Consider the following 22231-nt stretch of genomic DNA (forward strand, 5'->3'; position numbering starts at 1 on the left):
ATATTAAATAAGCAGGAGATATTTAATATAAAAGTTGGTAATGTTTGCAACGGATACTTGTATTACTTTATATTTTATACTTTGATTTTCTTGCCTTGGTTTTTATTTATAAAAACTAGGGGAGCAAAGTGACCGGCTAATTGCTTAGCCGGTATTTTTTTATTTATAGTCTAGCTGACATTGACTCACATCTCCTGCTGACAATCTGCTTTTTTTGTGACAGATTGACGACGGAAATTCAGTGGTGCTCTTAGTTTTTGTACTAAGAATATTCCCAATAAAATAACGCCTCCGCCAATAAAATGATAACTGTGCATCTCTTCACCTAACACTGCTACAGCGATCATTGCGGTAAATAGAGGAATTAAATTCATAAAGATAGAGGTTGTATTTGCACCTAATTTCATTACACCTAAGATCCACAGATAAGGCGCTAAAATAGAGGCGCCAACCCCTGCAAAAATAACTAATCCAACATTATCTTTTGTTAATGCAATACTTTCTGCGGTAAGAAAATTAGGTATTAGTAATAAAACACCAAAACCTATTTGTACATATAGAGACTGCCAATTAGGTAAAGGAATTGACCAACGTTTGGTAAGTACTCCGTAAAATGCATAGGCAGTTGATGCGATAAACATCATTAATTCACCACGTCCTAATCCTTGAGAAAGGAGTTGTGAAGGATCACCGTGGCTGACTAACCAGACAAGTCCACTAATAGATAAAATAGTTCCGAGTGCAATCCCTACAGTAGGCACGACACGCAGTACAAAAATACTAATAATAACGGTTAATAATGGAATAAGTGAATTCAATATTCCCATAAAGGTTGCTGTCACATAATAAGCCGCATAGTAAGCTAAACTTTGATATAACCCCATACCTAATGCGCCGAGAATAAATAATTTCCACCAATATTGTTTTACGGTTTTACGATGATGCCAAACAGGGACTAATAGAAACGGCGTCATCAGTAAAAATGCTAAGAACCAGCGATAAAATGAGATAGCGGCTGGATCTATCACAGATGTTGCCGCTTTATTGACAACCGCATTAATTGACCAAATAAGTACCGCTAACAGCGGGAAGATTATACTTTTCATTATTCTCACATCTATTTTTAAACCAGATGGCTATTGTAAGCCTGTCTGATTAGATATATATAATGAAAAGCAGACAACCGATAGACCAATAAAGACAAAACGATAAAAGAGCAACATTAAGATGACAATTGAACAACAAAAAGAGATGCAGTGGTTACTCTCTGATCCAGATACGGTCCGTTTTCGTGATGAGCAATTGCTTGCAGAAACTGAATTTCGTTATCATCAACATGAGTTTGGTCAATTGCTTTATGTGATCTCTGGAGTAATGGATTTAGAAGCTGGCGGGCAGCGTTTTTTAGCGCCACCTGAATTTAGTGTATGGATCCCTGAAAAAGTAGGGCACGCAAGCTACAATAAAAAAACCTTATCTTTTAAGGTGCTAGATATTGCACCCAGTTGGTGTGAAGGTTTATTGGATAAACCCTGTCTTATTCAACTAAGTCCTATTTTTTCGACGATTTTTGCCGATTTCTTCCGTCGTGGTGTTTGTAAACCGCAAACAAAAGAAGATCTACGTTTATCTCAAGTGTTAATAGACCAACTAAAAGTATCTCCTATTCACCATACCTATTTACCTTCCTCAAGAGATAAGCTGTTAGCACCCGTTTTGGCAGCATTAGAGCAAAATCCTGCTGATAATACCTCATTAGAATTATGGGCAAAAAAACGTTATACCTCAGAAAGAACCTTATCACGTCGTTGTCAGCAAGAGTTAGGCATGTCTTTTAGTGAATGGCGTAAGCGATTACGTTTTTTACATGCTATCTCTTTGTTAGAGCAAGGAAAAAGTGTTAATGATGTGGCCTTTGATGTTGGATATAGCTCATCATCCTCATTTATTGCCATGTTTCAGCAATTTGCTGGAACAACACCAGAAAGATTTCGTCGCTTACCCAATGGTTAAGGTTTCTTTTCATATATTTACTTAAAATAGCGTCAGTTTTTATCGTCAATAATAGGCTTTACTTGGAATAAGTGGCAAAATAGACCGCTTAATTTTATTTTTGATCCTTTGTTTACACACATAAAAAACAAATCAGTGAGATAACACCGTGAAAATTCTGGTTGATGAAAACATGCCTTATGCGCAGCAGCTTTTTTGCCAATTAGGCGAAGTAAAAGCTGTACCGGGTCGCCCTTTACCTATTGAAGAGCTTGATGATACTGATGCATTGATGGTGAGATCGATTACTAAAGTCAATGCATCACTATTAGCGGGCAAACCGGTAAAATTTGTCGGCACCGCAACGGCAGGTTTTGATCATGTTGATACAGCATGGCTAGAGCAACAAAAAATAGCGTTTTCATCTGCGCCAGGTTGTAATGCGATCGCTGTTGTTGAATATGTCTTCTCTGCGTTGATGGTGTTTGCTGAGCAAGAAGGATTTCAATTAACAGATAAAACCGTTGGCATTGTTGGCGTTGGCAATGTTGGAGGGAGACTGGCAAAACGCTTACGCGCATTAGGTGTGAATGTACTACTTTGTGATCCGCCTAGAGCTGACAGAGGGGATGATGAACAATTTCATTCTTTAGAAACGCTATTAAAGCAGGCGGATATCCTGACTTTCCATACACCGCTAAATAAATCGGGTCGTTATAACAGTTACCATTTAATTAATGAGAGCAACCTCGATATTTTACCTGAAGGTCGTATTTTAATTAATGCAAGCCGTGGCGAGGTTATTGATAATGCTGCATTATTATCAGCCTTAAACCAAGGTAAAAAGTTACGCGTTGTTCTAGATGTTTGGGAGCCAGAACCCGATCTTTCTCTTGAGTTATTAAATAAAGTTGATATCGCAACACCACATATTGCCGGCTATACCTTAGAAGGGAAGGCGAGAGGAACAACGCAGGTTTATGAAGCTTATTGTGATTTTATTGGTCAACCTCAACACGTTGAATTATCAACACTGTTACCAAAACCGTTGATCTCCACAATTTCTGTACAAGGTGAATTAACTCAAACATTACTCAAACAGCTTATTCATCTTGTCTATGATGTACGTCGTGATGATGCACCATTGCGCAAAGTTGCCGGTATCAAAGGGGAGTTTGATAAGCTACGTAAGTTTTACCCTGTCCGTCGTGAATGGTCTTCATTACAGGTGGTATGTGATAACCCGACAACGGCGAGCTTACTCAATGCTATTGGGTTTAATGCAACACATAAATAAGACGTGACATTATTTAAACATTTTACTGTATTGGAGGATATTTTATGGGAGAGGGTTGGAATATTGCGCTTGTGGGCGCAACAGGTGCTGTGGGTGAAGCTATTTTAGAGCTTCTGCAAGAGCGTGATTTTCCTATTGGCGAATTAACGGCGATCGCCAGTGAAGACAGTATTGGCAAAACTATCCGTGTAAAGGGTAAAAGTGTTGCAGTACAAGGTATTCATAATATCGAATGGGCGGATATTCAACTCGCTTTTTTTGCCGCGCCGGTTGAGATTAGTGCGCAATACGCACAACTTGCAGCAGATTCAGGTTGTATTGTTATTGATTGCAGTGGTTTATTTGCGATGGAGTGGGATGTACCTTTAGTTGTACCAGGGGTGAATACATCTATGCTGGCAGAGTATCGTAACCGCAATATTATCGCTATTGCTGATAGCATGGTAAGCCAACTGTTACGCGCTATCTATCCATTAACCGAAGCCGCAGGCTTAACTCGCTTGAATGTGACAAATTTGATGTCAGTATCTCGTTTTGGTAAACAAGCTGTTGATGAATTAGCGGGGCAAAGTGCGCGCTTACTGAACGGTGTTCCTCCAGAGCTTGGTCGCTTTAATAAACAACTGGCATTTAATATTTTACCATTGTTAGTTGATAATGAAGGTTCTATTCAAGAAGAGCGCCAAATGGTTGATCAGATCCGTAAAATCTTGCAAGACGATGGACTACCTATCTCAGTGACCACATTACAAGCGCCTGTTTTCTATGGTCATGCACAATCTGTGCAGTTGGAAACATCACGTCCAATGGGAAGTGAAGAAGCACGGGAAACATTGCAAGAACATGACTCCCTCAATATTAGTGATGAAAATGATTTTCCAACTCAAGTCACCGATGCCTCCGGTAATGTTAGCTTGAACTTAGGTTGCTTACGTAATGATTATGGTGTGCCTGAAGCGTTACAATTTTGGTCTGTTGCAGATAACGTGCGTTTTGGCGGAGCATTAATGGCTGTAGAAGTGGCTGAAAAATTAGTGCAGGAGCAGTTTTACTGATGAACGACCAAGAGAGTGCTGATGTGATAGCGCAGTCAATCAGTGAGCCTGCGATTGTGGCAGAAAGTACACCATTAAAGATAGCGCTAGGCATTGAATATGACGGTAGCCACTATTATGGCTGGCAACGTCAAAATGAGGTTCGTAGTGTCCAAGAAAGGTTAGAAAAAGCGTTATCTCAAGTAGCAAATGAGCCTATCTCTGTTTTTTGTGCCGGCAGAACTGATGCCGGAGTTCATGCAACCGGGCAGGTTGTGCACTTTGAGACAACGGCTCATCGCAAAGATGCGGCATGGACGATGGGGGTTAATACCCATTTACCACAAGATATTGCCGTTCGTTGGGTAAAAACGGTAGCGAATGATTTTCATGCTCGATTTAGCGCAACCGCAAGACGTTATCGTTATGTGATTTTTAATCATCGCTATCGTCCTGCAATTTTATCCTCAGGGGTAACGCATTTCCATTACCCTCTAGATGCACAACGAATGCATCAAGCTGCCCAATGTTTATTGGGCGAGAATGATTTTACCTCGTTTAGAGCCGTACAATGCCAATCTAGAACACCTTGGCGTAATGTGATGCATGTGAATGTTTCACGCTATGGTGATTATGTGGTGGTAGATATAAAAGCCAATGCTTTTGTCCATCATATGGTAAGAAATATTGTGGGGAGTCTATTGGAAATTGGCTGTGGTAATCAGGCTATTACTTGGATGGCTGAATTATTAGCCTTAAAAGATAGGACTAAAGCAGCAGCAACTGCAAAAGCAAATGGTTTATATCTTGTTTCGGTTGATTACCCTGAACGTTTCGAACTTCCTAAACCTGCAATGGGGCCGCTATTTTTAGCAGATAACCCATTTTAAATACTTTAAACATAAAATTACCCCGTTTTCTGAGGATTTATGGAATTATTAACGCAATTTGCTGATTTAATAAAATTTCTAATTGATTTTATTTTACACATTGATGTCCATTTAGCCGAGTTAGTCGCTCAATATGGTACATGGGTATATGCCATTCTATTTTTAATTATTTTTTGTGAAACGGGGCTTGTTGTCACACCATTCTTACCGGGCGATTCGTTACTGTTTGTTGCGGGGGCTTTATCTGCGTTAGATACCAATGATGTTAATGTTCACCTAATGGTTCTCTTACTGCTTTTCGCTGCGATTTTAGGTGATGCGGTTAACTATTCTATTGGGCGCATTTTTGGTGAAAAACTCTTTAGTAATCCCAATTCACGTATCTTTAAACGAGAATACTTAGATAAAACCCATGCTTTCTATGAAAAACATGGTGGTAAAGCGATAATTTTGGCAAGATTTGTGCCGATTGTCCGAACTTTCGCGCCATTCGTTGCAGGAATGGGCAAAATGTCATATCGTCATTTTGCTTTTTATAATGTTACGGGTGCCATTGCATGGGTACTGCTATTTACTTATGCTGGATACTTTTTTGGTGACTTAGATATTGTTCAAAAGAACTTAAAATTGCTAATTGTTGCCATTATTGTTATTTCTATTTTACCAGGTGTTATCGAGGTGATACGCCATCGTAGAGCGAGTGCAAAGGCCAAAAAAGAGAGTGATAACCAAGAGGTTTGAGCAGTTATCATTAGCTTTTGCCGTAGAATAGCAATAATAAAGAGATGCGCTGAAATTCAGTAAGCGGTATCATCATAAACTTTGCTAACCACATAGCCAGTATATTGTGAGTTAACATGTTCACAATAATCTGCTCTAAATAATTAGGGTTGTAGCTAGGCGATAAGTGAATGCAGCACGAAAAGCACACCGACAAAGTAGGTGACTTGTGCAATTAAACGCAGTCAACATGCTGCAACTTAAAATATGACGAGTATAAACTGGCGAAGGTCAGATTCAGACGAAAAGGTCCGTTAATGAGCTGGATTGAAAAAATTCTTAATAAAAGCAATATCACGAGTTCACGTAAAGCCAATATCCCAGAAGGGGTTTGGACAAAATGTGATAGCTGTGGGCAAGTACTTTACCGCGCAGAATTAGAGCGTAATTTAGAAGTGTGCCCCAAATGTGATCATCACATGCGTATTTCAGCACGCCGTCGCTTAGAAACTTTTCTTGATACAGGAAGCACGACTGAGCTGGGCAGTGAGTTAGAGCCTAAAGATATTCTGAAATTCCGCGACTCTAAAAAATATAAAGACAGAATTGCTGCGGCTCAGAAACAAACCCATGAAAAAGATGCCCTAGTGGTGATGAAAGGTACGTTAAAAGAAATGCCTGTTGTGGCCGCATCTTTTGAATTTGCATTTATGGGCGGCTCTATGGCGTCTGTTGTGGGTGCGCGTTTTGTTCGTGCGGTTGAACAAGCATTAGAAGATAATTGTCCACTGATTTGCTTCTCTGCAAGTGGTGGTGCACGTATGCAAGAAGCATTGATGTCATTAATGCAAATGGCAAAAACCAGTGCCGCATTAGCTAAAATGCAAGAGCGTGGTTTACCTTATATCTCAGTGATGACCGATCCTACTATGGGTGGGGTTTCTGCAAGTTTAGCAATGTTAGGCGATATTAATGTTGCTGAGCCGAAAGCCTTGATTGGTTTTGCCGGTCCACGTGTTATTGAACAAACTGTACGTGAGAAATTACCCGCGGGTTTCCAACGTAGTGAATTCCTGCTAGAAAAAGGGGCGATAGATATGATAGTTCGCCGTCCTGAAATGCGTGATGAGCTAGCTGAATTACTGGCTAAGCTGACTCAGTATGATTTAGCGAAAGACGAAGATGAACTGCTAGGCGAAGAAATGATCGCTGATGACATCGAATCTTCTGACAATGAGCCAGAAATTAACATCGAAACGAATAAAAAAGAAGATGTCTAATATCATAACTGCTCCTCAAGCCACATCGCCTTTGTCGGTGTGGCTTTCTTATCTTGAACACTTACACTCAAGTGCTATTGATATGGGACTTGAGCGCGTGGGCAAGGTAGGTCAATTACTGAATGTATTACGTCCTGCCCCTAAAGTTATCACTGTATCGGGTACTAATGGTAAAGGAACCACTTGCCATATGCTCGAGTCAATTTTGATGGCTTCAGGATTGAAAGTGGGGGTTTATAGTTCACCTCATCTTGTCCGTTATACCGAGCGTGTTCGCATTCAAGGTAAAGAGCTTTCACCAGCTGATTTTTGTCAAGTATTTGCTGAAATAGAGCAAACCAGAGGCGATATTTCGCTGACTTTTTTTGAATACGGCACACTCGCCGCATTGAAACTATTTCAACAAGCTCAGCTTGATGTGGTTATTCTTGAAGTTGGGTTAGGGGGGCGTTTAGACGCGACCAATATTGTTGATGCCGATATTGCAGCTATCACCAGTATTGCCCTTGATCATACCGATTGGTTAGGGGCTGATAGAGAGCATATTGGTCATGAAAAAGCCGGTATCTTCCGTAAAAATCACTATGCTGTTGTAGGCGAGCCAGATATGCCACTTTCTATTGCACAAGTCGCGCAACAGAAACAGGCTAAATTATTTCGTCGTGGTGTTGATTGGTCATTTTCTATTGATGGTGATCACTGGCATTGGCGTAGTGCAGATAAGCAGTTTGAAAAACTTCCCATCCCCAATATTCCCTTAGCCAACGCAGGTACGGCAATGGCAGTGATACGCTGCTTATTGAAAAGCGACGATAAAGTGAGCCAAGGGATCACCCATCAAAGTATTGTTGAGGGAATGAGTAAAGCTCAGTTGCCGGGACGTTTTCAGATAATTTCGCAACATCCACTGGTTATTTTTGATGTTGCTCATAATCCGCATGCTGCTGGGTATTTAGCCGAAAAACTGGCGCAATTACCGCGTTATTCTGATACCAAAGTGCGCATTGTTGTTGGTATGCTGGGTGATAAAGATATTGCGGGTACATTAGCGTGTTTATCCCCTCAAGCCGATCAGTGGTATGTTGCACCATTGAATGAGTTTCGTGGCGCATCAGCTCAGGTATTAGCTCAGCACCTCGACTATCCGGCAGTATTTGATAGTGTCGAGCAAGCATGGCAACAAGCAATATCTGAGGCGCAAAAAAATGATATTGTGGTTGTATGTGGATCATTCCATACCGTTGCTCATGTAATGGAACTATTGGAAAAGGAGAGTGCGAGTGGCAAGTAAATTTCAAAATCGCTTAGTCGGAGCCGTTGTTCTTGTGGCGGTAGGGGTTATTTTTCTTCCTACATTATTTGACGGCGATAAGAAATATAACGAAGACCAATTTGCCTCTATTCCTTTAGTCCCCAAACCCGGTGATGAGCAAGATATTGAATCAATAGCGCCGATTGAGCAAACCACGACACCGTCAACGCCATCAGAGGGTGCTTCTGAGGCGATGATCTCTGAAGCGGTAACGGGGGTTGAACAGCCTCAAGTTTCTACTCCTGAAGTATCGGAGCCTCAAGTAGCGCCATCAACCCCGGTTGTTGAGCCACCTAAAGTGGTTAATCCGCCTGTAGAGCCACCAACTACTCCGCCACCGGCGGTATCAGAAACAACCGCGCCGAAAGGTGAGGCTTGGGTTGTGCAGTTAGGTGCCTTGAAAAATGCGGCGAAAGTTGAAGAAATTATTGCAAAAATGCACCTCTCCGGTTATCCAGTATATACCGTGCCTGCTCGCCCTGTTTCAGGAAAAGTGACACGTATCTATATTGGGCCTAATGCCTCAAAAGCAGAGTTACAGGCGATGTTACCTCGCCTTAAAGAGCTAACAGGCCTGCAAGGTGAAGTAAGAGCCTATAAACCATAACTATGTTGATGAGACATCAGATGAGTGAAGTAACAAGGTGTTAACTTATTGCGGCGATTATGATTTTTCATGTCGCCGTAAATTATTTTAAAATTATCGAAAATTAGGGTTACGCAAACGTTTTCGTTTTCTGTTAGAATGCTACCGTATTAATGCGGGGCATCGTTATTGGATAGAGATTTATGGTCTGGATAGATTACGCCATTATTGCCATTATCGGTTTTTCTGCATTAGTTAGCCTGATCCGTGGCTTTGTTCGTGAAGCATTATCACTTATCACCTGGGGTTGTGGTTTTTTTGTTGCAAGTCAGTTTTATCCTTATCTAGCCGTCTATTTTACTCGGTTTGAAGATGAGCTGGTTCGTAACGGGATTGCGATTGTCACACTGTTTATTGCAACGCTAATTGTTGGTGCGGTGATTAATTATGTGATTAGCTCTCTTGTTCAACGCACAGGGTTATCAGGTACAGATCGTGTGTTGGGGATCTGTTTCGGGGCTTTAAGAGGTGTGCTGATTGTATCAGCGTTACTTTTTGTCTTGGGTGCTTTTACTCCTATGGCAGACAGTGCCGATTGGCAACGTTCTGAGCTTATTCCTCAATTCAACCATATTATTAGGTGGTTCTTTGACTACCTACAAAATGCGTCAAGTTTCGTGTCGGAGAAAATGTAACCTCTCCGTCTGGCTGATGAGGATCTTTTCATGTGCGGTATTGTCGGTATCGCTGGAGTTAATCCAGTAAACCAATCGATTTATGATGCGTTAACGGTGTTACAACACCGAGGTCAAGATGCAGCAGGCATTGCAACAATTGATGAGAATAACGGTTTTCGTCTACGCAAAGCAAATGGGCTGGTGAAAGATGTCTTTGAAACGCGTCATATGTTGCGTTTAAAAGGAACTATCGGAATAGGACATGTACGTTATCCAACCGCGGGCAGTTCGAGTGCATCAGAAGCGCAACCTTTTTATGTTAACTCACCTTTTGGGATCACACTTGCACATAATGGTAATTTAACTAATGCGCATTTGTTGCGTCGTCAATTATTTGAAACTGCTCGTCGACATATCAATACCACCTCAGACTCCGAAATTTTACTCAATGTGCTAGCGTATGAATTAGATCGCTTCGATCATTTTCCGCTAGAGCCAGATAATATTTTTACCGCTGTTGCGGCTATGCATAAAAAATTACGTGGCGCTTATGCTTGCGTTGCTTTGATCATCGGCCACGGCTTATTAGCTTTTCGTGATCCTTATGGCATTCGTCCTTTAGTGTTAGGCAAACGTACTTTAGAAGATGGACGCAGTGAGTATATGGTTGCGTCTGAAAGTGTCGCTCTAGATACACTAGGATTTGAATTCTTGCGTGATGTAGCACCCGGTGAGGCTGTTTATATCACAGAGCAAGGACAACTGTTTACTCGTCAATGTGCTGAAAATCCGCAATTAGTGCCTTGTCTATTTGAGTATGTTTATTTTGCGCGCCCAGACTCTTTTATTGATAAAATTTCCGTATATAACGCCCGTCTACGTATGGGGCAAAAGCTCGGCGCTAAAATTGCTAAAGAGTGGGAAGAGTTACAAATAGATGTGGTGATCCCTATTCCTGAAACTTCTTGTGATATTGCATTAGAAATTGCCCACATCTTAAATAAACCTTATCGACAAGGTTTTGTGAAGAATCGTTATGTTGGACGTACTTTTATTATGCCCGGCCAGCAAGAGCGTCGTAAATCAGTACGTCGTAAACTAAATGCCAACCGTGCAGAATTTCGCGATAAAAACGTGTTACTTATCGATGACTCTATTGTACGTGGCACAACATCAGAGCAAATTGTTGAGTTAGCGAGAGAAGCGGGGGCTAAAAAAGTTTATTTTGCCTCAGCCGCTCCAGAAGTGCGTTTCCCTAATGTTTATGGTATTGATATGCCTAATGCCAATGAATTAATTGCTCATGGGCGTGAAGTGGATGAAATACGTAAACTGATTGGTGCTGATGGACTTATTTTTCAAGATCTCTCTGATTTAATTGCCGCTGTTCAAGAAGAAAATCCAGATATCAACCAATTCGAATGCTCTGTATTTGATGGTGTCTATATCACAAAAGATATTGATCAAGGCTATTTAGATTACCTTGAAAATTTACGTCGTGATGATGAACATAAAATTCGTGATCAACATGAAGCTGAGAACTTAGAAATCTATAACGAAGGCTAATTTTCCGTTAAAATAGCCACCTTTATCAAGCGTCGATGCTAGCGTAACACTACATCGGCGCTTGTTTTTTGAGGGTTAATCATCATAATGATTAACAAAGATATATATTCTGAGGATTATAATGAAAAAGCTGATTGTCGGGCTAACAGGTGCCAGTGGCGCAATTTATGGTATTCGTTTATTAGAAATACTTAAATCCGTGCCAACCGTAGAAACTCACTTGGTGATCAGTCAAGCGGCGCGTCGTACCATTTCATTAGAAACGGATTATTCTCTCAAAGATATTCATGCTTTAGCTGATATTATTTATGACGATCGAGATATAGGGGCGACTATCTCTTCAGGCTCGTTTCGGGTCAATGGTATGGTTATTTTACCTTGTTCGATTAAAAGCCTCTCCGGTATTGTACATAGCTATACTGATACGTTAGTGACACGTGCCGCTGATGTCGTGTTAAAAGAAGGACGTAAATTAGTGCTATGTGTACGCGAAACACCGTTACATTTAGGGCACTTACGTTTAATGACTCAAGCTGCAGAGCTTGGTGCCATCATTATGCCACCAGTACCTGCATTTTATTTTCAGCCTAAAACGATCGATGACATTGTTAATCAGACAGTAAATCGAGTGCTTGATCAATTTGACATTGACTTGCCGGATGATCTTTTTCAGCGTTGGCAAGGGGATAAACCTGCCCGTTGATCCCCTGTGTGACGAGTGACTATTTTTTATGGCGAATAATATCTTCTAAAGCGCCTTCCAGTTGTGGGTAACGAAAGCTGAATCCTGCATCGAGCAGTTTCTTAGGAAATGCTTGTTGCCCACCTAAAACTAATGTGGCACTTTCTCCCATCATTAATTTTAATATTGTGGCAGGAACCGTCATAAATGCAGGGCGTTTCAGTACGTGAGCTAAAGTCGTGGTAAATGCTTTATTTTGTACTGGATGAGGGGCTGTCAGATTAAAGGCGCCTTGGGTATTGTTATTATTAAGTAAAAATACGATGGCATTGACCATATCATCAATATGTATCCATGGCATATATTGCTTACCATTACCTAATTTTCCCCCTAAACCTAATTTAAAAGGCGGGCTCATTTTAGGTAATGCCCCTCCTTTTGTAGAGAGTACAATACCAGTACGTAGCAAACACACCCGTGTTAATGGCGTTTGTGCATCGAGTGCAATATTTTCCCATTTGGCACAGAGTTGATGAGTAAATTCATCCTTAGGTGGCGTCTCTTCAGTGACATTATTTTCACCTTGATCACCATAAAAACCCACTGCAGAGCCAGAAATTAAAACACTAGGGGGAGAGTCGCTGGCTTTTATTAAATCCACCAGCTTTTGGGTTAATTTGCATCGACTATTAACTAACGTTTGTTTTTGCTCCGGTGTCCAGCGTTTGTCTGCAATTGGTTCTCCAGCAAGATTAATCACTGCATCAAATTGGTTTAAGTTTTCTTTATCATCTAAATGAGTCCAACACGCCATTTCATTACAGAAATGAGAGTAGACTTTCTGTGGCGAACGGGAAAGTACGGTAATATTATGTTTATCTAATGCGAGTTGGCAGATAAGTGCTCTGCCAATTAATCCGGTTCCACCTGTGATAAGTATATTCATCACCATCCTCCTGATTACTCTATCCTAATTAAGGTTGTATCATCCTGATAGGTGAGATTAGTCACTAACCAAACAGTTTTTTGGCTGCTGGACGTTGGCTTATTGTATTTAGCCATTTTTCTACCGCAGGATAATCTGCTAGATCAATATGGTGTGTGTCATGGTAACGAGCCCAAGTATAGGTGGCTATATCAGCAATGCTATAATCGTTTCCACCAAGATAAGGAGATTGAGCGAGTCGGCTCTCTAACACCTGATATAAACGCTCGGTCTCTTTTGTATAACGATTGATTGCGTAAGGTACTTTTTCAGGGGCGTAACGCGTAAAGTGATGATTTTGTCCAAGCATAGGACCAAATCCCCCCACTTGCCAAAATAGCCACTGCAGTTGGGTCATTTTTTCTCGCAGATCATGGCTAAGTAATTTGCCACTTTTTTCTGCTAAATAGATAAGAATAGCACCTGATTCAAAAATAGAGAGTGGCTCACCACCGTCAGCGGGAGCATTATCGACAATAGCAGGAATTTTATTATTGGGTGAAATAGCTAAAAATTCGGGTTTAAATTGATCACCTTTGCCAATATCAACATGATGCAAAGTATAAGGCATGGCGACTTCTTCGAGGAAAAGCGTAATTTTTTGGCCATTCGGGGTGTTTGCATAATAAAGATCGATCATAAAAACCTCCGCAATAAGGTGATATTCAATAGCGTATATTTTACAGTCTGCCTAGTAACATCATAAAAAGCAAAAAATCGCAAGATGAATAAAGCAAATTACCTATGATTATTATAGTGGTGAAATATGGTGATTTTGGTATATTCAGGATAAAAATTACGATCGTTTAGCATCGATTAAAAAAGGTTTGTTGAGGATGGAACAAGAAAATACGGCAGTGGTCGAGTGGGTTGATATTGTTGATGAAAAAAATGAAGTTGTTGCACAAGCAACACGTCAACAAATGCGAGCAGAAAACCTACGTCACCGAGCAACTTATATTGTCGTGCACGATGGCATGGGAAAAATTTTGGCACAACGCCGTACTGAAACAAAAGATTTCTATCCAGGTTGGTTAGATGCAACCGCGGGTGGTGTAGTACAACAAGGTGAAAATGCACTCGAAAGTGCACGTCGTGAAGCAGAAGAAGAGCTAGGTATTGCCGGGGTTCCTTTTGCCGAACATGGACAATTCTATTATGACGATGAGAGTTGCCGCGTTTGGGGAAGCTTATTTAGTTGTGTATCACATGGGCCATTTGCATTACAGCCAGAAGAAATCGAGGAAGTATGCTGGCTTACTCCCTTAGAAATCACTGAACGTTGTGATGAATTTACCCCTGATTCACTTAAAGCACTCTCTCTATGGTTAACGCGAAATAATAGTACTCGCTTGGACACAAAAGAAACCACTGACTAAGGGGTACTTTGTCCGAGTTCTAAACGATAAGCATAGTTGATAACGGTATTTTCAAACATAGCGTTATCAACCTCATCACGTAAATGTTGCAATAGTGCAATTAGGTGCTTACCTGCCTCTTTACCTATTTTATGGTAATTAAAATGTATAGATGTCAGGGAAGGTGCTATTTGGGCGCTATTTTCAGAGCCTTCTAAGCAGGCGATAGCGAGATCTTGGGGAATTTTAATTAATCTTCGTTGGCACTCAAACATCATTCCCAAAGCAATACTCTCATGGCTACAAATAACGGCATCTAGCTCGGGCTGACGTAATAAGATCTCTGTTAATGCTTGTCGACCATATGCCATAGAAGCGGGGTCGGGCGTAGTAACACTTTGCTCAGCATTTAAATAATTTTTTAATAAAGCACGCGACCAGCCGGTAATTTGCTGGTGGTGTAAACGTTGTCCTTGTAGCGCACCAACATAGCCGACACAACGTTTACCTTGCTGAATTAAATAATGGGTTAAATCAAATGCCGCTTTTTCATAACCGCAATCAATACTTATTGCAGATTGCTCATTAGATTGACTCGCGACACTGACAACAGGCACATTGGCATTACTGATATGTAAGAACTGTACATCACTTAATTGGGAGCCAAAGGCAACTAATGCGGCAGGGTTACTCTGTAATAGCATGTTAATTACATCAGTTGCTTTATGGAGCTGATATTCATAACATCCCACTAATATTTGATAATGATGACGGCTGAGGATCTGCTGCAATGATTGCATAAAATCAGCACTGGCTTTATCAGTAAAAGAGGGCAGTAGTACAGCAATAATATGGCTTTGAGCGGAAGCTAAGGCCCCTGCTGAGGCATTAGGGATATATCCCAACTCTGCCACTGCTTGGTTAACTTTTTCTCTTAATTTATCCGACACTAATTCAGGCGTACGCAATGCGCGAGATACGGTCATTGAACCGACTCCGGCATGTTTAGCAACTTCTTGTAAAGTGACGCGACCTGTATTTCGGCGTTTACGTGTTTTTATCATCGTGATCAGATTTATTCGGCTTTATTTTTAATTCGCAGATCCTACCTGAAATTTTCCCACTCTGCAGAAACAATACAGTGTCAATTGTTGCACTTATTCGCAATTAACATTTCATCAAAATGATAGCGCTATCACAATTGCACATAATCTATCTAGATAGCGCTACCATTAGTGATTATTATCCTTAATACAGAGATCAAAAAAGCACCTTACTGAGGTTATAAATATGCTTAAAACATTATTAACACCGGATGTGGTACAAGTGATCCCACAAGTCAAAGATTGGCGTGAAGCAATTAAAATCGCCTGTCAGCCATTAATTGACAAAGGTTGTATTGAGCCTCGTTATGTTGATGCGATTTATAAATCACACGAGCAAATAGGCCCTTATTATGTATTAGGGCCAGGTATTGCTATGCCTCATGCACGTCCTGAAGAAGGGGTTAATCAGCTCTCTTTAGCATTAACTATCATCGAAAAAGGGGTGGAATTTGGTGCTGATGAAAATGATCCGGTGAAACTTTTAATTGTTTTAGCCGCAACAGATAACGATAGCCATATTAATGCCATTGTGAAATTAGCTGAACTTTTTGATAACCAAGATGATATAGACACTTTGTTGCAAGCAAAAAGTAAGGCAGAAGTATTGGCTGTTATTAATCACTATTAATTCAATTTTAAATAACCAAGGGGAATATGATGAAAATTACCGTTGTATGTGGAAATGGTTTAGGCAGTAGCTTAATGATGGAAATGAGCATCAAAAGTATTTTAAAAGATCTGGCCGTCAATGCTGATGTTGATCATGTCGATTTAGGTTCGGCAAAAGGGACACCGAGTGATATTTATGTGGGAACTCGTGATATTGCGGAACAACTTAATGCTCAAGCGGTTAATGGCAAAATTGTTTCTTTAGATAATATGATTGATAAAGTCGCGATGAAAGAGAAACTTTCGACCGCATTACGTGAATTAGGCGCGCTATAAGGAGCCTAGTATGGACTTTTTCCGCTTTCTAATGAGCGATGTGCTTTCAGAGCCTGCTATATTAGTGGGTTTAATCGCATTGATTGGTTTAATTGCTCAGAAAAAACCTGCGACAGAATGTATTAAGGGCACCGTTAAAACCATTATGGGTTTTGTTATTTTAGGTGCGGGGGCAGGTTTAGTCATTAACTCGCTTGGTGATTTCTCAACGATTTTCCAACATGCATTTGGCATTCAAGGCGTTGTACCTAATAACGAAGCCATTGTCTCTATTGCACAAAAAAGCTTTGGTAAAGAGATGGCACTGATTATGTTCTTTGCCATGTTAATCAATATATTAATTGCACGCTTAACACCGTGGAAATATATTTTCTTAACGGGTCACCACACTTTATTTATGTCGATGATGGTTGCGGTGATTTTGGCAACAGCAGGTTTAGAAGGGGCGGTATTAGTTGCAGTAGGTTCATTAGTTGTTGGGGTATCAATGGTATTTTTCCCAGCCATTGCTCATCCTTATATGAAAAAGATCACCGGCTCTGATGATGTCGCATTAGGCCATTTCTCTACTATTTCCTATGTTGTATCTGGTTTTATTGGTAGTAAATTTGGCAATAAAGCACATTCAACGGAAGAGATGAATGTACCTAAGAGTTTACTCTTTTTGCGTGATACGCCAGTTGCGATCGCTTTCACCATGGGCATAATTTTTATTATTACGTGTTTATTTGCCGGTGACACTTTTGTTCGTGAAGTTAGTGGTGGTAAAAACTGGTTTATGTTCTCCTTAATGCAATCCATCACCTTTGCGGCAGGTGTTTATATTATCCTACAAGGTGTACGTATGGTGATTGCAGAGATTGTTCCTGCATTTAAAGGCATTTCTGATAAGTTAGTCCCCAATGCAAAACCTGCGCTTGATTGTCCCGTGGTATTTCCTTATGCACCTAATGCCGTTTTAGTCGGTTTTCTGAGTAGTTTTGCAGCGGGTGTCATTGGCATGTTTATTCTTTATGCTTTAGATTGGACTGTCATTATACCCGGGGTGGTACCTCATTTCTTTGTGGGTGCAACTGCAGGCGTATTTGGTAACGCCACAGGGGGACGCCGAGGTGCTATTTTAGGTGCTTTTGCTCAAGGTTTATTGATTACTTTCTTACCCGTATTTTTATTACCTGTACTTGGTGATATTGGTATTGCCAATACCACATTTAGTGATGCAGACTTCGGTGTGATTGGTATTCTATTAGGGATTATTGTTCGTTAATATTACCGACGTTGATATTACTTATTAGTGGAATTTTAATAAATGCTCGACTTTTTAACCAGTCGGGCATTTTTTTGGTAGAAATAGTGTATTTAAATCCTCTCTCTTATTGGCATTTATGCAGAGATGAATTTTTATATTTATTATCTGAATAATAATGCTATTATCCTAAGTGAATATTCACTATGTGTATATTTTTGTGCCTAATTAATTATAAAAATAGGTTTAACATCATAATCACTAAGGAAGAAAGAAGATGTCTTTAGCTATTCGATATCTTGCGTTATTACCACTTTTCGTTATTACTGCTTGCCAACAGCCTGTAAATTATAATCCACCAGCAACTCAAGTGGCTCAAGCTCAGCCTGCTATTGTCAATAATTCATGGATTGAAATTTCACGAAGCGCACTCGACTTTAATGTAAAAAAAGTCCAATCATTATTAGGTAAGCAATCCTCTCTTTGTGCTGTGTTAAAAGGAGATGCTTATGGGCATGATTTATCGTTAGTTGCCCCAATTATGATAGAAAATAATGTGCAATGTATTGGTGTAACAAATAACCAAGAATTAAAAGAAGTACGTGATTTAGGATTTAAAGGCCGTTTAATGCGAGTGCGTAATGCGACAGAACAAGAAATGGCACAGGCAACCAACTATAACGTAGAAGAGTTAATTGGTGATCTTGATATGGCAAAAAGATTAGATGCTATTGCCAAGCAACAAAATAAAGTCATTCCTATTCATTTAGCATTAAATTCAGGTGGCATGTCTCGTAATGGTTTAGAGGTCGATAATAAATCTGGGCTTGAAAAAGCAAAACAAATTTCTCAATTAGCTAACCTAAAAGTGGTTGGTATTATGTCTCATTATCCCGAAGAAGATGTTAATAAAGTAAGGGAAGATCTGGCTCGTTTTAAGCAACAATCTCAGAAAGTGTTGGAGGTGATGGGATTAGAGCGTAACAATGTCACATTACATATGGCAAATACCTTTGCGACAATTACCGTGCCTGAGTCATGGCTGGATATGGTACGTGTGGGAGGTATTTTTTATGGTGATACCATTGCGAGTACAGACTATAAACGTGTGATGACCTTTAAATCCAACATTGCTTCAATTAATTATTATCCTAAAGGTAATACGGTTGGCTATGATCGTACTTACACATTAAAACGTGACTCAGTACTAGCTAATATTCCTGTAGGTTATGCAGATGGTTATCGTCGCGTTTTTAGTAATGCGGGGCATGCGTTAATTGCTGGGCAACGCGTACCTGTTTTAGGAAAAACATCAATGAATACCGTTATGGTTGATATTACCAGTCTTAACAATATCAAACCAGGTGATGAAGTTGTATTTTTTGGCAAACAAGGTAATAGCGAAATTACCGCAGAAGAAATTGAAGATATCAGTGGTGCATTGTTTACCGAAATGTCAATTTTATGGGGAGCAACCAATCAACGGGTATTAGTTGATTAAGCTAGGTTGTGAGTGTTAGCAAATAATAAAAAGGCGATTGAAAATAACAATCGCCTGATATTATTGATAATTTAAAGCTATAAATTATCAGGTAACCCATAAGCCACTAAGCTATCGCCCATTTTAGTACCAAATGAACCATGTCCGCCGGCCATAATGACCACATATTGCTTGCCTCCAATAGAGTAGGTCATTGGCGTTGCTTGTCCACCTGCGGGTAATCGTGCTTCCCATAACATTTTGCCATCCGTCACATTAAATGCTCGAATATAATTATCCTGAGAAGCAGCAACAAACATCACATTACCTGCGGTTGAGATAGCGCCTCCTAGCCCAGGAACACCAATTTTTAATGGTGGTAATTCCACTAAATTAGGCAAACTATCCCTAATGGTGCCAAATCGTTGTTGCCAAACAAGCTCATTTTTTGTTAAATCAACACCAGCAACAAATCCCCAAGGGGGTTGTTTACAAGGTAATCCTAGTGGTGATAAGAATGGATGAATATCAACACTATAAGGTGTTCCCATCATGGGTTGTAAACCTTGCTCTCCGTGGCCTGCGTCAATTGCTTGACTGTCTTGAGGATCTTTTAAATAAAGTTTTGAGATAAAAGGCAAGGTAATAAAGTTCATTACCGCGACTTGTCTATCTTGATTAACAGAAATACCGCCCCATTCAAAAATACCGAGGTTACCAGGAAAAACAAGCGTACCGTTTTCTGATGGTGGAGTATAAATTCCCTCATAATTTAACTGATGGAAAGCGATACGACATAACAGCTGATCTGCCATTGTGCCGCCCCACATATCTGAACCTTGCAACTTATTTTTTGGTGCTAAATTAAGTGCTGAAAAAGGCTGAGTGGGTGAGTAATGCTCACCTTGTGTTTGTGGACCATATTTGACACTAGTAGGAACCGGTTTTTCTGTCACAGGAACAATAGGTGTACTGTCTCTTCTATCAAGAACAAACACATTCCCTGTTTTCGTGACGATATAAATGGCAGGTATTGTTTCATTTTTATCAGTTTTGATATCAACCAGTGATGGTTGCGAAGGAACATCCATATCCCATAAATCATGATGGGTGGTTTGGAAATGCCACAATAGCTCGCCTGTCGATCCTTTTAGTGCTAAAACTGAATTAGCGTAACGCTCTTTTAATGGATGACGATCGCCTCCCCAAATATCGGGTGTACCTACTCCTGTCGGAATATAGACCACATCCGTTTGTGCATCATAAGCTAAAGGCGCCCATGCATTAGGAGAGTTATGAACAAATTGAGTCTCTTTACCTGGCATCGCATTGGGATCTTCTGCGCCAGTATCAAATACCCATATTAATTTTCCGCTATTAACATCATAGCCACGGATCACACCAGAAGGCTCTTGAGTTGATAAGTTATCAGTAACAGAGCCACCTATAATAATAGTATTACCGGTGACGATTGGGGGAGATGTTGGGTTATATCCACCCAAATAAGCATAAGGCATAGAAGCTAACAGATTGATTTCTCCATTCTGACCAAAATCACGGCATGCATTACCCGTTTGCGCATTAACTGCGATTAGGCGGCCATCATTGACTGGAAGAAAGACTTTTTCAGGACATTCATCTGATATGCTTGGTTGGCGAACTTCGAGGCTTTTGGCAAATTCGGCACTATTATTTTGATTATAATAGGCAACACCTCGGCAAGTCATATGCTGGAAGCTTTTGTTATATTGCAATTTAGAATCAAAACGCCACTTCTCTTTACCTGTTGCGGGATCTAAGCTAATTAAATATTGGTGAGGTGTACATAGAAAGAGATTATCTTCAATTTTTATAGGCGTAACTTCGTTGGTTATCTCAACGGCATCATTAGCCCTTTTTTCATCACCGGTATGAAAAGTCCATTTCTCAACTAACTTATCAACATTATCACTGTTGATTTGAGTTAATGGTGAATAGCGTATTCCGGCTTGCGTTCTGCCATAAGCGGGCCAGTCATTATCATTTACTCCGATAGGAGATATAGAGTTGGTGGGCTGTTGTTGTGTAAATTGACCATTAATGGCATGAGGATCGGTTAGTGAACTACCTAATATAATGATAAGTGTTGTGGCTAATAGTGTGAATAAGCCAATTTTATTGGTACGACAAGTGTAAACATTATTATTGAGTGTGAAAGGAATAAGGAGTAAGCCTAGAATAAAAATAATATCTAAGCGAGGAGCGAGTGCCCAAAAATCAAATCCTGACTCCCAGATACTCCAGACAATCGTTATTAAAAATAGAAAGTTAAAGAGTAATAGGGTGCTTTTCTTTCGACTTAGAAAGCAAGCTGCAATAATAAGAAGCATGACACCGGTAAAGAGATAAAAAGGCGATCCTGCTAATGAAACTAAATACCCTCCGAGTACAGTAAAGTAAAGCGCCAATATTGTGAGTATGATGAATACTATCCATCGATAGAAATGTGATATTTTCATAATGCTATCGTCCTATTCTTTCTTACCATCTTATAAATAGAATAGACAATAATTTATTAGCTCACCTGTTTGTCTCTAACAACCATTACATTAATATGCATTTATGAGAAATTTTAATATAAAACACTAGTATTGAATGTAAGTGATATGAATACTTAAAGTAGGGTGCTTGTGAACACAAGGCGCAACAACGTTGGCGAGAAATTGTGGGGGAAAATTCCCCCACAAAGCTATTTATCGCAAGATAAATTCGCTTGAACTAGGGTGTTACCACTACTGATATTAAAAGAGCACAATCTTTCATGTCTCAGTAGGGTAAAACACAAAACTGTAATACATACAGTAATCAGCCCAATAAGGGCAAGCTTAGTCATTTCTCTTGACACTCCTTGTTAAAGGAGACAGAATCAAGTTGTCTGGACTTGAGACTGCCTCGAATTTTATGTAAATAGAATTCGGGGCTTTCGTCTTTTTGGTCCTTGCAAATGCTTGAACCAAAATGATCCAAGCACCCGCCTGTATACTAACAGAAAATAGCCGTGTGTCTCTGTTTATTTTGCCAAAATAAAGCTAAAAA

Annotated in this window: 22 protein-coding genes; 16 read left to right on the forward strand and 6 right to left on the reverse strand. The window is 40.0% G+C overall.

Translation table 11 applies throughout. The features are described 5' to 3' along the window. Positions 1–185: 185 nt before the first annotated feature. Positions 186–1106, reverse strand: coding sequence for a DMT family transporter (locus tag AACU95_RS06510; protein ID WP_004243742.1), 921 nt, complete (start codon positions 1104–1106; stop codon positions 186–188). Between the two features lie 121 nt (positions 1107–1227). Between AACU95_RS06510 and AACU95_RS06515 the strand changes: the two genes are divergently transcribed. From AACU95_RS06515 to AACU95_RS06565, 11 genes are all read left to right on the forward strand, one after another. Beyond that, positions 1228–2013, forward strand: a complete 786-nt coding sequence (locus AACU95_RS06515; protein ID WP_049199614.1) for an AraC family transcriptional regulator — start codon at positions 1228–1230, stop codon at positions 2011–2013. 148 nt (positions 2014–2161) lie between these two features. Then, on the forward strand, positions 2162–3289 hold the full coding sequence (pdxB, locus tag AACU95_RS06520; RefSeq protein ID WP_004243739.1) for a 4-phosphoerythronate dehydrogenase PdxB: 1128 nt from the start codon (positions 2162–2164) through the stop codon (positions 3287–3289). 44 nt (positions 3290–3333) lie between these two features. Then, positions 3334–4344, forward strand: a complete 1011-nt coding sequence (locus AACU95_RS06525) for an aspartate-semialdehyde dehydrogenase (RefSeq protein WP_004243737.1) — start codon at positions 3334–3336, stop codon at positions 4342–4344. After that, entirely contained in the window at positions 4344–5213 is an 870-nt protein-coding gene (gene truA / locus AACU95_RS06530; RefSeq protein WP_004243736.1) for a tRNA pseudouridine(38-40) synthase TruA, read from the forward strand. The genes AACU95_RS06525 and truA overlap by 1 nt, the downstream gene beginning before the upstream one ends. A 39-nt stretch (positions 5214–5252) precedes the next feature. Then, positions 5253–5954 carry a DedA family protein gene (locus AACU95_RS06535; RefSeq protein ID WP_004243735.1) on the forward strand — a complete coding sequence of 234 codons (702 nt, stop codon included), beginning with the start codon at positions 5253–5255 and terminating at the stop codon, positions 5952–5954. Between the two features lie 296 nt (positions 5955–6250). Continuing rightward, positions 6251–7213, forward strand: a complete 963-nt coding sequence (gene accD / locus AACU95_RS06540) for an acetyl-CoA carboxylase, carboxyltransferase subunit beta (protein ID WP_004243734.1) — start codon at positions 6251–6253, stop codon at positions 7211–7213. After that, positions 7206–8504 carry a bifunctional tetrahydrofolate synthase/dihydrofolate synthase gene (gene folC / locus AACU95_RS06545; protein ID WP_004250684.1) on the forward strand — a complete coding sequence of 433 codons (1299 nt, stop codon included), beginning with the start codon at positions 7206–7208 and terminating at the stop codon, positions 8502–8504. Before accD ends, folC begins: the two co-directional genes overlap by 8 nt. Then, a complete protein-coding gene (gene dedD / locus AACU95_RS06550; protein WP_004243732.1) occupies positions 8494–9132 on the forward strand; it encodes a cell division protein DedD in 639 nt (212 codons plus the stop codon). The genes folC and dedD overlap by 11 nt, the downstream gene beginning before the upstream one ends. 182 nt (positions 9133–9314) lie before the next feature. Then, on the forward strand, positions 9315–9806 hold the full coding sequence (gene cvpA, locus AACU95_RS06555; protein WP_004243731.1) for a colicin V production protein: 492 nt from the start codon (positions 9315–9317) through the stop codon (positions 9804–9806). A 30-nt stretch (positions 9807–9836) separates the two neighbouring features. Continuing rightward, complete coding sequence (gene purF, locus AACU95_RS06560; RefSeq protein ID WP_017827870.1) at positions 9837–11354, forward strand: amidophosphoribosyltransferase; 1518 nt, start codon at positions 9837–9839, stop codon at positions 11352–11354. A gap of 121 nt (positions 11355–11475) precedes the next feature. Further along, complete coding sequence (locus AACU95_RS06565) at positions 11476–12057, forward strand: UbiX family flavin prenyltransferase (protein ID WP_004243729.1); 582 nt, start codon at positions 11476–11478, stop codon at positions 12055–12057. A gap of 19 nt (positions 12058–12076) precedes the next feature. Here the strand turns inward: AACU95_RS06565 and AACU95_RS06570 are convergent, their stop codons facing one another. Together AACU95_RS06570 and AACU95_RS06575 are read right to left on the reverse strand one after the other, a co-directional pair. Further along, complete coding sequence (locus AACU95_RS06570) at positions 12077–12982, reverse strand: TIGR01777 family oxidoreductase (RefSeq protein ID WP_004250688.1); 906 nt, start codon at positions 12980–12982, stop codon at positions 12077–12079. 64 nt (positions 12983–13046) lie between these two features. Next, complete coding sequence (locus tag AACU95_RS06575; protein ID WP_004250689.1) at positions 13047–13661, reverse strand: glutathione binding-like protein; 615 nt, start codon at positions 13659–13661, stop codon at positions 13047–13049. Positions 13662–13857: 196 nt separating this feature from the next. Between AACU95_RS06575 and yfcD the strand changes: the two genes are divergently transcribed. Beyond that, entirely contained in the window at positions 13858–14400 is a 543-nt protein-coding gene (gene yfcD, locus AACU95_RS06580) for an NUDIX hydrolase YfcD (RefSeq protein WP_004243726.1), read from the forward strand. Here yfcD and AACU95_RS06585 read toward each other — a convergent pair. Next, on the reverse strand, positions 14397–15443 hold the full coding sequence (locus tag AACU95_RS06585; protein ID WP_004243725.1) for a LacI family DNA-binding transcriptional regulator: 1047 nt from the start codon (positions 15441–15443) through the stop codon (positions 14397–14399). The two genes, yfcD and AACU95_RS06585, sit on opposite strands and share 4 nt — an antisense overlap. 226 nt (positions 15444–15669) lie before the next feature. On the opposite strand from AACU95_RS06585, the gene AACU95_RS06590 reads away from it, so the two are divergent. The 4 genes from AACU95_RS06590 (at position 15670) to alr (ending at position 19177) form a co-directional block, all read left to right on the forward strand. Further along, positions 15670–16113: a PTS sugar transporter subunit IIA gene (locus tag AACU95_RS06590; protein WP_004243724.1), complete on the forward strand. Its 444-nt coding sequence runs from the start codon at positions 15670–15672 to the stop codon at positions 16111–16113. Between the two features lie 29 nt (positions 16114–16142). Beyond that, complete coding sequence (locus AACU95_RS06595; protein WP_012368108.1) at positions 16143–16430, forward strand: PTS sugar transporter subunit IIB; 288 nt, start codon at positions 16143–16145, stop codon at positions 16428–16430. Between the two features lie 10 nt (positions 16431–16440). After that, positions 16441–17697, forward strand: a complete 1257-nt coding sequence (locus AACU95_RS06600; protein ID WP_004243721.1) for a PTS ascorbate transporter subunit IIC — start codon at positions 16441–16443, stop codon at positions 17695–17697. A gap of 256 nt (positions 17698–17953) precedes the next feature. Then, positions 17954–19177 (forward strand): alanine racemase, encoded by a 1224-nt coding sequence (alr, locus tag AACU95_RS06605; RefSeq protein ID WP_012368107.1) that lies wholly within the window; start codon positions 17954–17956, stop codon positions 19175–19177. Positions 19178–19254: 77 nt separating this feature from the next. Here alr and AACU95_RS06610 read toward each other — a convergent pair whose 3' ends face one another. Further along, positions 19255–21654, reverse strand: coding sequence for a membrane-bound PQQ-dependent dehydrogenase, glucose/quinate/shikimate family (locus AACU95_RS06610; protein ID WP_141192017.1), 2400 nt, complete (start codon positions 21652–21654; stop codon positions 19255–19257). A gap of 230 nt (positions 21655–21884) precedes the next feature. Then, positions 21885–22028 (reverse strand): Hok/Gef family protein, encoded by a 144-nt coding sequence (locus AACU95_RS06615; protein ID WP_004247166.1) that lies wholly within the window; start codon positions 22026–22028, stop codon positions 21885–21887. Between the last annotated feature and the right edge of the window lie 203 nt (positions 22029–22231).

It is taken from the genome of Proteus sp. G4415, from assembly GCF_963896075.1.
GTDB classification, from domain to species: domain Bacteria; phylum Pseudomonadota; class Gammaproteobacteria; order Enterobacterales; family Enterobacteriaceae; genus Proteus; species Proteus mirabilis.

What these genes read in the sequence shown, in the direction of transcription:
- AACU95_RS06510 (WP_004243742.1), bottom strand. Translation starts at nt 1,106, where the DNA reads ATGAAAAGTATAATCTTCCCGCTGTTAGCGGTACTTATTTGGTCAATT.
- AACU95_RS06515 (WP_049199614.1), top strand. Translation starts at nt 1,228, where the DNA reads ATGACAATTGAACAACAAAAAGAGATGCAGTGGTTACTCTCTGATCCA.
- AACU95_RS06525 (WP_004243737.1), top strand. Translation starts at nt 3,334, where the DNA reads ATGGGAGAGGGTTGGAATATTGCGCTTGTGGGCGCAACAGGTGCTGTG.
- truA (WP_004243736.1), top strand. Translation starts at nt 4,344, where the DNA reads ATGAACGACCAAGAGAGTGCTGATGTGATAGCGCAGTCAATCAGTGAG.
- AACU95_RS06535 (WP_004243735.1), top strand. Translation starts at nt 5,253, where the DNA reads ATGGAATTATTAACGCAATTTGCTGATTTAATAAAATTTCTAATTGAT.
- accD (WP_004243734.1), top strand. Translation starts at nt 6,251, where the DNA reads ATGAGCTGGATTGAAAAAATTCTTAATAAAAGCAATATCACGAGTTCA.
- folC (WP_004250684.1), top strand. Translation starts at nt 7,206, where the DNA reads ATGTCTAATATCATAACTGCTCCTCAAGCCACATCGCCTTTGTCGGTG.
- cvpA (WP_004243731.1), top strand. Translation starts at nt 9,315, where the DNA reads ATGGTCTGGATAGATTACGCCATTATTGCCATTATCGGTTTTTCTGCA.
- purF (WP_017827870.1), top strand. Translation starts at nt 9,837, where the DNA reads ATGTGCGGTATTGTCGGTATCGCTGGAGTTAATCCAGTAAACCAATCG.
- AACU95_RS06565 (WP_004243729.1), top strand. Translation starts at nt 11,476, where the DNA reads ATGAAAAAGCTGATTGTCGGGCTAACAGGTGCCAGTGGCGCAATTTAT.
- AACU95_RS06570 (WP_004250688.1), bottom strand. Translation starts at nt 12,982, where the DNA reads ATGAATATACTTATCACAGGTGGAACCGGATTAATTGGCAGAGCACTT.
- AACU95_RS06575 (WP_004250689.1), bottom strand. Translation starts at nt 13,661, where the DNA reads ATGATCGATCTTTATTATGCAAACACCCCGAATGGCCAAAAAATTACG.
- yfcD (WP_004243726.1), top strand. Translation starts at nt 13,858, where the DNA reads ATGGAACAAGAAAATACGGCAGTGGTCGAGTGGGTTGATATTGTTGAT.
- AACU95_RS06585 (WP_004243725.1), bottom strand. Translation starts at nt 15,443, where the DNA reads ATGATAAAAACACGTAAACGCCGAAATACAGGTCGCGTCACTTTACAA.
- AACU95_RS06590 (WP_004243724.1), top strand. Translation starts at nt 15,670, where the DNA reads ATGCTTAAAACATTATTAACACCGGATGTGGTACAAGTGATCCCACAA.
- AACU95_RS06595 (WP_012368108.1), top strand. Translation starts at nt 16,143, where the DNA reads ATGAAAATTACCGTTGTATGTGGAAATGGTTTAGGCAGTAGCTTAATG.
- AACU95_RS06600 (WP_004243721.1), top strand. Translation starts at nt 16,441, where the DNA reads ATGGACTTTTTCCGCTTTCTAATGAGCGATGTGCTTTCAGAGCCTGCT.
- alr (WP_012368107.1), top strand. Translation starts at nt 17,954, where the DNA reads ATGTCTTTAGCTATTCGATATCTTGCGTTATTACCACTTTTCGTTATT.
- AACU95_RS06610 (WP_141192017.1), bottom strand. Translation starts at nt 21,654, where the DNA reads ATGAAAATATCACATTTCTATCGATGGATAGTATTCATCATACTCACA.
- AACU95_RS06615 (WP_004247166.1), bottom strand. Translation starts at nt 22,028, where the DNA reads ATGACTAAGCTTGCCCTTATTGGGCTGATTACTGTATGTATTACAGTT.